The organism is Fimbriimonadaceae bacterium (assembly GCA_019638775.1).
Classification (GTDB): Bacteria; Armatimonadota; Fimbriimonadia; order Fimbriimonadales; family Fimbriimonadaceae; genus JAHBTD01.
In genome coordinates this window covers 1-12,554 of record JAHBTD010000025.1, presented here as the reverse complement: position 1 = coordinate 12,554, position 12,554 = coordinate 1, and the positions used below count along the sequence as shown (strand labels likewise).

Here is a 12,554-nt window from a genome sequence, read left to right as displayed (position 1 = left end):
GAATCTCCACTCCATCTCGCAGGCTTTCCGGGTAATGATGCGCATAGCGTTGCGTCATTAACGGCGACTTGTGCCCAAGGAGCCGTTGCACCTTATAGAGATCCACTCCCGCCTGGACCAGCCGCGTCGCAAAGGTGTGGCGGAGGTCATGGAAATGGCAGTTCACAACCCCTGCTTTTGCCATCGCAGGCCGCAACGCCCGTCGCAAATGGTTGGGATCTAACCGTGTCCCGGCGAGACTGGGAAAGACCAGCGCGGTTTTGATATGCCGCACCTTGGCCTTCTCCGTCAGGAGCGCCATGACTGTCTGATTTAATGGCACTGTCCGCCGCTCCCCGTTTTTGGACTCAAACACGGTCGCAGTTTTCCGAAACAGATCCACGCCGTTCCAGGTCAGTGACAAGATCTCGCCCAACCGCATCCCGCTATGCAGCGCGAACACCACGAGCTCGCGTAGCCACAACGGACAGGCATCCAGCAAGCGCGCCTCCTCATCCTCCATCAGCCACCGATCTCGTTTCGTCGCGCCCTTTTCCAGAGACACGCGACTGACGGGATTGTCTCGGCACCATTCCCACTCTCGCTTCGCCAGGCTGAAGGCCTTTCTGAGACAGGTCAGCTCCCGATTGATCGAGGCCGGTTTCACCCCAGTGGCGTATCGTCGACTTTTGTATTCCACGATCAGCTTGGGGGTAATCTCGCCAAGCGTCCGGTCTCCGAAGAAGGCCCGGAAACGCTTCAGGAAGGCTTGCCCGGTTTGTCGGCTGGCCAATTTCACGAGATGTTCTCGCTCAAAACGATCCATCAATTCCGCGAAGGTCCGAGATTGTTCCTCCGCCCGGTCGAAATACTGCCCCTCGATCAATTGCACTTTGACTTTCGCCATGATGGCGTCCGCTAAGGCTCGATTCGATGACCCTGTAGACCGGCGAATTCGTTTCCCTTGAAACACAATATTCATCCACCAAATATTCCCTCGCTTAACGAGCCCCATTATCGTTCTCCTTTCCAAGAGGGCTCGCTGTTGGTCTGGTTTCCCCGTGGCGGGAAGTATAGACGGCACGTTTAGCCGCTTCAATGAGGTGGTCTACGTCACCAGCTTTACGCCGGGACACGCAAGGAGGCCTGTGAGTGGGTGTGGCAGCGAAGCCGTTCAGCCATGCCTGGATGGCCTCAGGTTCAAAGCGGACGAGGCCATGAATGCGACGACAAGGAATCCTATTTTGGGAAACCCAGAGATAGAGTGTGGATTGTTTGATGTTGAGCCAGGCCGAGAGCTCTTTGACGGTGAGCATATGCAGATACACCGGGGGAGTCTCTCGACACCCCCAGTCCCCCTACCATGGACTGCCCGCGTGGTCGCCGGCAGACGATGTGTGAAACCGATTGGGCTGTTTGAGCAAGCTCCGGTGTCGGTCCTTCCACCTGGAGATGCCCCTGACAATTTCGTTCAGTAGCCATTCTTCCCCTCCAGGGGTGGCACAAATGACCGCCAACATCGGCGTCAGGGTGTCACTCACCCATCGTTTTACGTTCTGCAGGGTCTGCACCTGCTGTTCCTGGGCCAATCGCCCCTTCTGAAATCCCTCCGTCAGGAGGGCGTACCACTCCAACACGGGAGCCCGGTACCGTTCTTCATCCTCGGCATCTTTCGGGATCTGCCGGAAGTCCACATACGATCGCAGGAGGCCGACTACCAACTCCTTCCAATCGGCTTCGTCTAACGTGGCCAATGCTCGGGCACACTGCTCGGCCCGGTCCTTCTTGAGCTCTAATTCCCATCGAGTCCCATACTCCTGCCAGTTTTCTTGTCCTTTGCTCTGAAGTTCGAGCCGTTTGTCATAAATCCGCAGCAAGGTCTGACTCTGCGGACTGCCGAAGTACATCGTCTCGCCCGTCGTCGCTCCGGTCCCATGCGTCAGGTTCGAGACGATATGCCGGACCTGAGCCGCCCGAGTCACACACTGACCGGCAGCGACGGCTTCTCGAATGGTCGGGACCGGCACCGTGCCCGCTCGGTCATCCAGGGCACAGTCGATCCGCGTCACATGTCCTTGCTGCTTATGCACCCACTGGAGCAGGCTGCGGATTTGATCCAGTGTCAGGGCGGACGCCAGGCCGCCCGACAGATCCACATGGATTTCGTTCGGACGACGAGGGGCATTCGTACCCAGTTTGCCGACTCCGCGCAGGCCGTCCACCCGCATCCAGGACAAGGGATAGCCTCGGAAGCCACCTTTAGCCTTACTCCAGTCTCCACCCAATACCCGCATGGTCTCTTGGGGGTTACTGGCTAGGACGGTAAAGGCCAGCCAATCAATCGTGAGGGTGAAGCCAGAATCCATGGAACCTATCGAACTCCTGTACTGAGCGCTGTAGGTAGCGCCCCCGTGTTACCAAGACGGGGGCCATTCCGCTCCGCCCCGCAGCCTGGCGGCATGCGGCGCGGACCGGCTTTGTCCATTAATGGGGAGACGGTTAGCACTGTTATTAGCGTCCTTCCTGTGTCGGTCGAACAAGCTTCTGTCGGACGACCCCAAAGGCTTTCTCTCCGACCTCTCGGGCCACAATCTTGATGGCCTCAGCCTTCCCATCCATTACCAGGCTCATGAGCACGGCGCCACGCACGTATTTGGAGACGGTCGTGCTTTCGTCTTGAGCGCACTTCTCAATGAGCTTGCGTTCTTGTTCGGTGACTTTGAATTGAAGTGTCTCTGTCTTTGCTTCGTCTGTCATAGGATCCTCCCTTATGTGAATGTAGTACATAGTATACTACAAATCTAGTGAGGGTCAATGGCGTGGTGGCGAGGGTAGCTATAGCGGGATGCGGGTTGATTTGCCTTTTGGCACTTGGGCCAAACGGTAAGAAGCTATCTTGTCTGGGTTGCCGTGCAGGCATCTCATACGATTCTCGGATACAATGTTTTGCCCTCTCCCATTATCCTTGCTGAATACTTCCAAGAATGTTTAGAGGCTAACTGATGGAGTCAAAGTAATGCCGAAGAATTTAGGCTCGATGACACCGGAGGAATTAGACAAATTTGGTCCTCTTGTATCGAGGTTGGGTGAAGTAGTGGTCAGGTCTGTGATGTGGTGGAAACTCAGACGGATGCGCAGAGAGGAAAGAAAGAGATTGCCCTCGAGAGAGAAGGTCATCTCCATGATCCACTCAAAACATAAAGAGGCAAAAGAGCGAGGGCTACTTCACTACGAACGAATTTATAACGTAAGTTTGTATGTGTTCGTTCTCGATTATGATATCGCCGTTATTAGCAGGCATTACGCAGTGGCCTACCGAACCTGGGAGAAGAGATTTACGGCCAGACAGCTTGCCGTGATTCTCTACGAATCCGCCGAAGATTTGCCTCAACTGCTTGGAAAAGAGTTCCGTACAACTCTGCAAGCATTACCTGTATGGAATAACGCTGATGAAGAATTGAAGGTCATAAGCGGCAAACTTAATACATTTTTGCGATCTAATCATAGACTGTTAAAGCAACTACGGTCGTTTGCAGGGGCGCACAGGGACCGCGACGCCGGGAAACAAATGGAAGTGATTGAAAACATCGATCCGATGGAAATATACAAGCTTGCTGCTGAATTATATGTTGGTCTCAATCTATTGCTAACATTTTTACTTCGATTGGTAGAAGTGTTAGGGAAGAGCGAAGTTATGCTTAGACATATCCTTAATACACCGGAGTTTCATACCCGTAATTAGTGATGCCTATTGCGGTTTGTTTTCTTTTTACGTGGAGCAGAAAATATTGAGACGTTGATCCACTTAGACTTCTTTCGGAACGTGAGCCCAGTTAGCGTAATCGTTGTAGCAGCACTAGTAGGAATGTCATTTCGGGGTGTCCTGCGTTGATAGAGGAATGAAAATGTCAAAGTCATCTGCTGTTAGTCGAAAAAGCATCTTTTCAGGCGATCAGGCCATACGTAGACTGCGTGAAGACAAGTTGAGCAGGAAGGGGTTCGCCGAGTCTATGGCCGCTGCTATAAAAGGCCGGAAAGGCGATGATAGTTTGTGCATAGCTTTGTATGGTCAATGGGGAAGCGGAAAGACTTCGATCAAGAATATGATTCTAGATTCACTTAGCAAGAAGAAAGCCACATGCCCCATTGTCGTTGAATTCAACCCATGGCAATGGTCTGGACAAGAGCAGCTGACGATGGGATTTTTTTCGGAGGTTGCGCTAGCTTTAGGTGAAGCTGACTCATCTGCGGAAGGGAAAAAGCGAGTTTCCTTGTTCAAAAACTATGCTATGGCACTCACGTTGGGAAGTACGGTTCTCAAGGGGGTGAGGTTTGTAGCTCCATTTTGGGGGATACCAGCAGAGCCTGTATTGAGGCCATTCCAAGAAGCAATTGATTTAGCCAAAGAAGGTGCTGAGGGTTTAGAGAAGGCCTCTTCCGAACCAGATAAACCGTTACAAGTTCAGAAGGCCGAACTTGCTGCCAGCCTTCTAGCGATTAAAAAGCCGCTCCTGATCGTCCTTGACGATATCGACCGCTTGATTCCTGATGAAATACGACTTTTGTTTCGACTTGTTAAGGCAAACGGCGACTTTCCTAACGTGACATACTTGATGCTTTTTCACAGGGATTATGTCGAATCATCTCTTGAAGGCGGACGCGCCTATATGGAGAAGATAGTGCAAGTTGGCTTTGAAGTGCCCAAGGTTGAGCCGAGCAAGCTGAAAGAGCTTCTGGAGTTAGAGCTTTGGGATCTGGTTAAGAAAAACTCACTTGATGAACTATTTCAAGCGCAATACCCACGGTGGGATGGCATTTTCCTTGATGGCGCGAAGTATTTTTTTGGAAGTGTGCGCGAGATCAATAAGCTAATTTCGAACTTAGCCTTTTATATGAGTATGTTTAGAAATGCCGAGATCGCCGAAATCAACCCTGTTGATTTAATTGCCGTTCAAATCTTTGCGGTATTCGAACCAGGAGTTTATCACGCGCTTCATGCTGCAAAGGAACTCGTGACCAAGGACGTTGAAAGTACTTCAGGTGAAGATGGCCGAGTTGAAAAGACTGAGTTGCTTCTCGGTCAGATCTCAGGTGCTAGCAGACCAGAAAACCGTGGCCATGTAGAGGGTATGCTGAGAGGGTTGTTCCCTATCCTTAGCGTAAATAAGTTTGATTTTACCTACACAAACGAAACTCGCGAGTCCATATTGCAAAATCTAAGGATATGCGATCCGGTTATTTTCGATCGATACTTTTACTTTGATATACCGAGTACTGATATACCGCAGGCAGAGATAAGTGCGCTGTACCGACAAGCAGGCGATGAGGATCTTTTGGTCAACATGTTCAAAGCATATATAGATAAAGGTCTCTTTGACATATTGTTCGATCGACTGGAGGCAAATTTACAGTATCTGGAAAAGGCTAAAGTTGGGAAATTTATAACAGCGCTCTTTGATCTCGGCGAACTACTTTCAGAAGTGCAAACAAACTACAGAATCGCATCGCCTGAAAGGAGAGCAGCAAAACTCCTCAATTCAATAATGACAGCCTACAATAGTGATGCTGCCATCCTGGACGCTTACAAGAAAACGAATGGAATTATTCTGCCTCTTGCTTTCTTTTCTTTTCACATCGCCAGAGGGTTGAGTTCCTCAGCAGCAGGCATTCGTGAATTCGCATCTGAAATACAAAGTATATGTTTGGAGAAAATTTGCGAGGTCGCAAAGTCCGGCAAATTACTTAACCATCCTAGGATGACCTGGATACTTTTTGACTGGTATAGGATTGACCCCGACGACTCTAAGGCGTGGATGGAAAGGACAATGTCTGAAAAAAATGGGCTATTTAATATACTTCGAGCATTTATTAGTTCATGGGTGACGAGTCATCGCGGGGAGGTCAGAAAAACCAGTTTAGAAGGGATTGTCAATTTTGTGCCAACCGAAAATATTCAAAAATGTATACAGACCTTTGATTGGTCTGGTGATTCCCTTGCGGCCCGAGAGATTGTTAGCGCATGGCTAAAAGCGTGTGAAATGAAAACCGACGCGGAAATATCAGGAGAATAAGTTCGTAATATCCTAAAAATGCGTACTAATCCGATCGAGGGATGCATATTTGTCCTCCTCTAACATCGAAGTAGGTCATCAATGGTGCATGGAATGAGGCTCAAGCAAGTCGAATTATCGATCCTGTTCGTTTACATTGGATGGGCAGAACGTTATGACGGTACCGAACCTATTGAAGGGGATTTTTCGTACTTCAAGAGACCGTCAGCAGTTATTTCTGAGGCCTCCGCATTCCATCCTGATAAAGACGGACTTTACCGTTGCGGAATCGGTCGCGGTGAATTAGGTGGTAAACGACTGAATGTTGTTTTTGTTGCACGTAACAGGAAGAGCAATCAGCTTAAGATTGTTGGGATTTATGTCGATGCACGAGTTGAGATGGATGATGATTGGGCGGTAGCTGTGTGCAATAAGGCAATTCTAATTCCATCACAGCGTCGTACGACGCTAGGCCACTGGCCTAGTGGCCAGGGTTTACGTCGTTGGGCATGGAGAAGAGACACTAAGGGCAAGGAGTATCCCTTATTACGCAAAGAATTTAACCAGCTATTGACGAATCTGTCACGGTTACAGGTGAGGAAGAAAAAAGATATTATAGAGACGGATTCTGACTTCGATGGGTTCGAAGGGGTTCTGAAGCGCCGCTTTGTTGTACATCGATCACGTGAGCATCGTTTAAGACGCGCCAAAATCCGTCAAGTCTTGAGTTTGAACAAAGGTAAGTTGAAATGCGAAGTTCCCCGCTGTGGCTTCGATTTCAGTAAGCGCTACGGTGAGTTGGGAATGGGTTATGCGCATGTTCACCATCTTAAGCCATTGGGCTCAATGCCAGACAAGGGAAGTAGTTCGAACCTGGCTGATCTCGCTGTAGTGTGCGCTAATTGTCACGCCATGATTCATAAATCAGGGGAGTCCAGACCTCTGGAAACATTAATTCCTTCGTAATGCATCTTGCAAAGTATCAGGTCAAGTTTAACCATAGATTGACTCGCCGGAGTATCGATACTACTCCACGATCCACTCCCTCTGCCGACTTCTCGTCTATTCTAGTATGGCCTCAGGATTCGGTTTTGCGGATATTCCCGCCCCACTAATGTCACTGCCGGTATCTCTGAACGGCATGATCTCCTCCACTCGCAGGGTGCCCTCAAAGAGTACTTCCGGGAGTGGTTGATCCGAGTCCTTTCCCATCCAATACGCCTGAGCCTTCTCATGCCATATAGCCAGAGGTTCACAGTTGTCGGGTATACGGTTTCCGTCGGTATTTAGCGCACGACCTGACGCCGTCACTCTCACAATGCGAAATACTGCAGGGTGCCATCCCATATGGTTCGCCCACCTTTTCGCATCCTCATAGGTCCTCACTAACCAGATACCTCGCTGCCGTGACGGTGCCTCCGGAAATTCTTCGTGCCTCACCTTCTCCCAATACATTTCGCGAGCGAGGTGAAGAAAACATTTAGCGGTGTGGAAGGCTATGGCGGGTAAAGCGGATGTAGTTATGTTTTTCCCCTCAACGCGTCGCAAAAACGTTAAAGCTGGTATGTTCTCAACAGTGCCTCGCTCACTATTGGTCACTTGATATGTCAAGGAGAGATTTTCCAAGAATGCGAAGAAGGGATTCGACTTACTGCCCACTTGAACGATGTCGCCGACCATCATGGGAGAATGTAGAGAACCGTTGGCGTTCGAATTCAGATGGAAAAACGTTCCGTCGGAAATGTTCTCGAGCATGCGTGTCCCTATTCAAGTCATTCTTGTGAGGGCCGGTTGATCACGTGCGGATGCTCACCACCCACCGATTCCCAGCGGGTTCTCGCGTCCTGCAATGCCACCCAGACCTGCGGTTGGGCCAAAACTTTCATGCCGACTTTTTCAACAAAGAATACGAAGAGTCGAATTTTAGCTCAAAGGGTTGATCGCCGCCATGGCATTGACGCATACAAACTAAATGGTCTCATCCATTTCTTAAATGGCCGCTGCGGTATCATAAATGGCTGGTGCTCCCGTAAGCTCCCCGTAAACCACGACACTTAATAAGGAGAACTTTCTGGCACAATCGTCACCCTAGCCAGGAGGTTTCCATGCGTCAGTCGAAGTTCACCGAAACGCAGATTGTGTCGATCCTGAAAGAAGCGGATGCTGGCCGGCCGGTCAATGAGATCTGGCGGCACTACGGCATCAGCTCCGCCACCTACTACAAGTGGAAGGCCAAATACGGGGGGCTGGAGGCGTCGGATGTGAAGCGCCTCAAAGAGCTGGAGCACGAGAACAGTCGGCTCAAACGGATGTATGCCGATCTGTCGTTGGAGAATCTGGCCCTGAAGGATGTCATCGCAAAAAAGCTCTAGGGCCTGCTGAACGGCGGGAGGTCGTCACGCATCTCGTGACGGTGAACGGCCTTCCGGTTCAGCGGGCCTGTCGGGCAGTGGGATTGCATCGGGCCACGTACTATCGGCCGCTCGTGGATTGGGCCCGTCGGGATGCGTCGGTGATCGCGGCGTTGACCACGCTCGTGGCGGCCAAGAGTCGGTGGGGGGTCTGGAAGTGTTGCGATCGGCTGCGGAACCTCGGCCATCCGTGGAACCATAAGCGCCTCTGGCGGGTGTACTGTCAGTTGCGGCTAAATTTGCCCCGACGGACCAAGAAGCGGCTGCCAGTTCGGCTGCGCCAACCGTTGGTCGTCGTGCCCCAGCCGAATGCCACGTGGGCCGTAGACTTTATGAGCGACACGCTCTACGGCGGTCGCCGGTTCCGTACCCTCAACGTGCTCGATGAGGGCGTGCGGGAAGGCTTGGCGATCGAGGTTGATACGTCGCTCCCGGCCGAACGCGTGATTCGCGTCTTGGAGCAAGTGGTGGCCTGGCGTGGACGACCGCAGGCGATTCGGCTGGACAATGGTCCGGAACTCATTGCCGAGCGTTTCATGACCTGGTGCGCAGAACGCGGGATCGCACTGTGGTACATCCAGCCCGGGAAGCCGGATCAGAACGCGTTCATCGAGCGATTCAACCGCACCTATCGCACCGAAGTGCTCAATGCCTATGTGTTCGAATCACTCGAACAGGTGCGGGAGATCACCGAGGAATGGTTACAGAGTTACAATGAGGAGCGGCCCCATGACGCGTTGGCCGGCCTGCCGCCAGCCACGTATCGAGCCAATCTTGAAGCCCGAAGTTCTCCATTGGCAGTGTCGCCTTGACGGGGGAGCTTACGCTCCGAGCGCGGGTTGAGCGGCCGCGATGGCCGCTTGTGTCTAGATCGATGATGAATTTCGGAGGCAGTATGTTCGGCAGTAGATGTGGGATGCCTACGGTTACCCCACTCCATGTCGGTATGCTAAATTTGTGCTAAAAATTTTCAAAACCTGCCTATACACCTCGAATCGATCGAAACAATGGAATGCTTGCAAGTGCCTGTTTTTGCAAAAAATGGGGAAGCCGCTTGATACACCGAGCGTTTCAGAATTTTCCTGTCCTGATTCGTCAGGGTGCTATATGAACTAGAGAAGCTATTTATTGCTAACCAGCTCTGGCAATCGATCCATAAAGGAGGTGCTAGATTCACCGTCTATTAACTTCCTGTCCGAGGGTGTTTGAACCTCGACAGGAACCCATGCTTCAGTCAAATCCTCGTTCATCTTCTTCTTAAAAATTACGACAAAACTGCGTTTGATTGTCTTCACCGAAAGGCTTGCGACGGAGGACTTATCGTCGGTGATGCGAAAATCAACCGTTCCCCCTCCATCAACAGCTGTGCAATATGTACGTCCAAGAGTTTTAGTCTCGTGCCGAGTCGAACTGACGGATTCATTCCGCAAGTGCAAGGGAAACTTGGCCCCACTTATTATCTGCTCACACGCAACTTCAAATTGTTGCATTCGATTGACGCCAGCCAGTCTTTTCTTAATCTGCTCCTCTTTATTGATGATCCTCTGGTAAAGGTGCTGGGCCATGGGCTGAAGGTCCCACACTTCGAAGGCCGCCATTCGCTCGTCTGCCGCTGGTAGGTCTCTCAGCAGCTGGTGAAGCGTATCCAGCTCTTCTTGGGTGTCTGGGATGTCTTGAACGATCAAGAACGAGGCCTCCAGATGATTTCGGCAGGCATTGTTTCGAGGGTTTGTCGAAAGCCTGATGTCCGCGGCGATACGATCTCTTTCACGGCGCTTTTGATTGTCTAAAAGAATCTCTCGAAATTCGCTTGGAAGAGTTCTTTCTTCGCCCGGAGAAAATGTTAACCCATAATTAAGATAGTCTTCAGACATATCAGGCGGCATAGGGGGTAGAGGTATAGCGCTCTGCACGGTTCTCAGGGCAGCCATATCGTAATAATCGTCCCCAGAAGATTTTGTGATTGCAATCTTGTCTATGCGACCATCTCGATTAAGGCGGAATAATAGTTCAACTGGCCTCACTGGGCTGTTCTTGCCGAAGGGTGCCCCCGACCAAAATCCTCTGATTCGAGTCTGGACCTGGGCCAAATACCGGAGCTTTTGTACCGGCTCCGGGTCTTGAACTCTTGCTAAAAGAGGGAGCAGATCGGCAACGCTACACGGTGCCCCCTGCTCTAAGGATCCCTCAACAGCAGAGGAAGTTTCTTCGGTAGCGACCGATAGAGCGAAAACCCATATCGCACCAGCAAATAAAGTAACGAAGCACTTTAGAAGCGATAAATCCTGCCTGTCCGAAGGCCTACTAGTGGTGATCTTTTTCATGCGCACATCCCGCTCATTGGTCTTCAATACAACACGTCCTTATTTTTTAGCCAGCAGTTCCAGACGTGTTTCCTATCGTGCGGAACTCGAACGTAGGCTTTCGCTCATGCTCAAGATCTGCCTTTCAATCTCAACAAGCTCAACCACCAGATCTTCTCTAAAATAATTCATTTGGCGGTCAGCATGGATATGAGCTAATTGTTCCCTCAGGTTCCGATCTTCGACTGCAAAGTCAGCTTTGGTTATTCCTTTGGATCTATAGCTGCCCTCAAGCTCTTCCATCCGTGACAATACATCGTATTCCGCGACGAGAGTATCCATCAAAAAGTGATTTTGGGTTAACCTATATTGAAACTCACGCGTTCTAGTAAGAAAGATTTGTAGCTGATAGCGCTGACCTGGACTAGGGGAGACTGCCGCTGATCGCAGTGATGTGGTTTGCGATTCCAATTTTTCTAGGTGGTCCTGCAATTTGTTCCGAAGATACGCCTCTTGCGTGTAGGCTTCTATCAAAGCCTCCTTCTTTCTCGCTATAGAACTTGCTTCAGCAACCTTAGCCAAAAACTCCTTCCGAATCTCGGCCTGGTCATGACTCTCAGCTGGAGGAGCGGATAAGGCGGGGTTGCTCTGACTTTCAGCCCATAGGGGAAGTGGCGAGATGCTTGCGTATCCCAAAATCATCAAGAGAGCAATGTGCAATGTGTCACGCCGTTCTGCCACGGTAGCCTCCTCTACTTAATGCGGGGAAGTAATGGTTAGTGGTTGGGAAATGCAGCGGCGGATACTTTAGTCTGGAGGCCGACAGTATTCAAGGAAGGTACTGAGAAGCATCGTGGCTGCGAAGCTACCCACTATTCTTTGATTCTTTGCGTCGCGGAGGTAGCTCTGCGAAAACATGAGGGAACTGCAGCAGTCACCCAGTATGATGGGCGCTAGAGAGTTTGTGAATCGCGAATCCCACTGTGTCCGAGCCAAAGACCTTCATCAAACTTGTGCTAAATTTGTGCTAAAAAGTTTCAAAACCCACCTGTACCCCTCGAATCCATCGAATCAATAGAATGCACGCAAGTACCTGTTTTCGCAGTTAAAACGGGGAAACCATTTGATACACCGAGCATTTCAAAAATTGTCCTGGCCTGTTTCGTAAACCGCAGGTCGGTGGTTCGATTCCACTCGCCGGCTCCACGTCTCCTTCATTCTGGACTGAAAGCAAGCCAGCGCAAGCGGGCTCATATTGGTGTTCCTGCGCAAACCCCTGGCCTTCTCTTGTTAGGCCTTGGTGCTCTCGATTCTTGGCCTGCAGCAGTTCCTCTCCCAGTATGCCGTTGAGGGCTTTCTTGACAGCCTAGGTGTATGAGCATAGCGTTTGATGCAGTTGACGGGCCGGCGAGGAGAGCGTGGTGGATGATCGTATCGTTGTCGATCCAAACATCTGCAGCGGAAAGCCTACGGTTCGGGGCACCCGCATTAGGGTGACGAACATCCTCGGCATGGTGGCCGGTGGCTATACCATAGCCGGGATTATTGACGCCTACCCCGGGCTGACGACCCACGATGTCACTGCCGCGCTTGAGTATGCCAGTCAGGTGATTGACGAAGCGAAAGTCATTCCGCGTGCCTGACCGCCTGACCATCCTGTCCCCTCAAAATGTTCCCGAGTCTATCGCATCGCGGCTGAAGTTGTTGCGGCCGACGAAGACGGCCTTTCGCACCGGCGATGTGGGATTGCCCGGGAAGGCCGATGAACAGGTCTTCGCCTGGGCGCAAGAGCAGAGCGCTGGCTCTGCTTC

12 protein-coding genes are annotated in these 12,554 nt (G+C 51.1%); 5 read left to right on the top strand and 7 right to left on the bottom strand.

The genetic code is table 11. The annotated features are described in order from the left end of the window. From KF784_18070 to KF784_18055, 4 genes are all read right to left on the bottom strand, one after another. Positions 1-886: site-specific integrase (locus KF784_18070; protein MBX3120969.1), on the bottom strand; the 886-nt coding region annotated here is incomplete at its 3' end. Between the two features lie 94 nt (positions 887-980). After that, positions 981-1,295: a helix-turn-helix domain-containing protein gene (locus KF784_18065; protein ID MBX3120968.1), complete on the bottom strand. Its 315-nt coding sequence runs from the start codon at positions 1,293-1,295 to the stop codon at positions 981-983. A gap of 42 nt (positions 1,296-1,337) precedes the next feature. Next, positions 1,338-2,345 (bottom strand): replication initiation factor domain-containing protein, encoded by a 1,008-nt coding sequence (locus KF784_18060; protein ID MBX3120967.1) that lies wholly within the window; start codon positions 2,343-2,345, stop codon positions 1,338-1,340. Positions 2,346-2,490: 145 nt separating this feature from the next. Further along, complete coding sequence (locus tag KF784_18055; GenBank protein MBX3120966.1) at positions 2,491-2,736, bottom strand: hypothetical protein; 246 nt, start codon at positions 2,734-2,736, stop codon at positions 2,491-2,493. Between the two features lie 259 nt (positions 2,737-2,995). Here KF784_18055 and KF784_18050 point away from each other — a divergent pair, with 259 nt between their 5' ends. The 3 genes from KF784_18050 to KF784_18040 all read left to right on the top strand — a co-directional run bounded on the left by KF784_18050 (position 2,996) and on the right by KF784_18040 (position 6,995). Continuing rightward, on the top strand, positions 2,996-3,721 hold the full coding sequence (locus tag KF784_18050; GenBank protein MBX3120965.1) for a hypothetical protein: 726 nt from the start codon (positions 2,996-2,998) through the stop codon (positions 3,719-3,721). A 163-nt stretch (positions 3,722-3,884) separates the two neighbouring features. Then, a complete protein-coding gene (locus KF784_18045; GenBank protein MBX3120964.1) occupies positions 3,885-6,050 on the top strand; it encodes a hypothetical protein in 2,166 nt (721 codons plus the stop codon). Between the two features lie 93 nt (positions 6,051-6,143). Next, positions 6,144-6,995: an HNH endonuclease gene (locus KF784_18040; protein MBX3120963.1), complete on the top strand. Its 852-nt coding sequence runs from the start codon at positions 6,144-6,146 to the stop codon at positions 6,993-6,995. Positions 6,996-7,091: 96 nt separating this feature from the next. On the opposite strand, the gene KF784_18035 is transcribed toward KF784_18040, so the two are convergent. Next, entirely contained in the window at positions 7,092-7,784 is a 693-nt protein-coding gene (locus KF784_18035) for a DUF2441 domain-containing protein (protein MBX3120962.1), read from the bottom strand. 350 nt (positions 7,785-8,134) lie between these two features. Between KF784_18035 and KF784_18030 the strand changes: the two genes are divergently transcribed. Further along, positions 8,135-9,252 (top strand): IS3 family transposase gene (locus KF784_18030; protein MBX3120961.1). Its coding sequence is split into 2 segments (ribosomal slippage): positions 8,135-8,387 and positions 8,387-9,252, totalling 1,119 coding nucleotides; the frame shifts between segments, so codons are not numbered across the junction. 309 nt (positions 9,253-9,561) lie between these two features. Here KF784_18030 and KF784_18025 read toward each other — a convergent pair. Continuing rightward, positions 9,562-10,764 carry a TonB C-terminal domain-containing protein gene (locus KF784_18025; protein MBX3120960.1) on the bottom strand — a complete coding sequence of 401 codons (1,203 nt, stop codon included), beginning with the start codon at positions 10,762-10,764 and terminating at the stop codon, positions 9,562-9,564. Between the two features lie 72 nt (positions 10,765-10,836). After that, positions 10,837-11,484, bottom strand: coding sequence for a hypothetical protein (locus KF784_18020; protein ID MBX3120959.1), 648 nt, complete (start codon positions 11,482-11,484; stop codon positions 10,837-10,839). Positions 11,485-12,164: 680 nt separating this feature from the next. Here KF784_18020 and KF784_18015 point away from each other — a divergent pair. Further along, positions 12,165-12,386: a DUF433 domain-containing protein gene (locus KF784_18015; protein MBX3120958.1), complete on the top strand. Its 222-nt coding sequence runs from the start codon at positions 12,165-12,167 to the stop codon at positions 12,384-12,386. The last annotated feature ends 168 nt before the right edge of the window (positions 12,387-12,554 follow it).

Bases quoted from the DNA above. Each gene is read 5' to 3' on its own strand.
- KF784_18025 (MBX3120960.1), bottom strand. From the start codon at position 10,764: ATGAAAAAGATCACCACTAGTAGGCCTTCGGACAGGCAGGATTTATCG.
- KF784_18055 (MBX3120966.1), bottom strand. From the start codon at position 2,736: ATGACAGACGAAGCAAAGACAGAGACACTTCAATTCAAAGTCACCGAA.
- KF784_18050 (MBX3120965.1), top strand. From the start codon at position 2,996: ATGCCGAAGAATTTAGGCTCGATGACACCGGAGGAATTAGACAAATTT.
- KF784_18045 (MBX3120964.1), top strand. From the start codon at position 3,885: ATGTCAAAGTCATCTGCTGTTAGTCGAAAAAGCATCTTTTCAGGCGAT.
- KF784_18060 (MBX3120967.1), bottom strand. From the start codon at position 2,345: ATGGATTCTGGCTTCACCCTCACGATTGATTGGCTGGCCTTTACCGTC.
- KF784_18065 (MBX3120968.1), bottom strand. From the start codon at position 1,295: ATGCTCACCGTCAAAGAGCTCTCGGCCTGGCTCAACATCAAACAATCC.
- KF784_18035 (MBX3120962.1), bottom strand. From the start codon at position 7,784: ATGCTCGAGAACATTTCCGACGGAACGTTTTTCCATCTGAATTCGAAC.
- KF784_18040 (MBX3120963.1), top strand. From the start codon at position 6,144: ATGAGGCTCAAGCAAGTCGAATTATCGATCCTGTTCGTTTACATTGGA.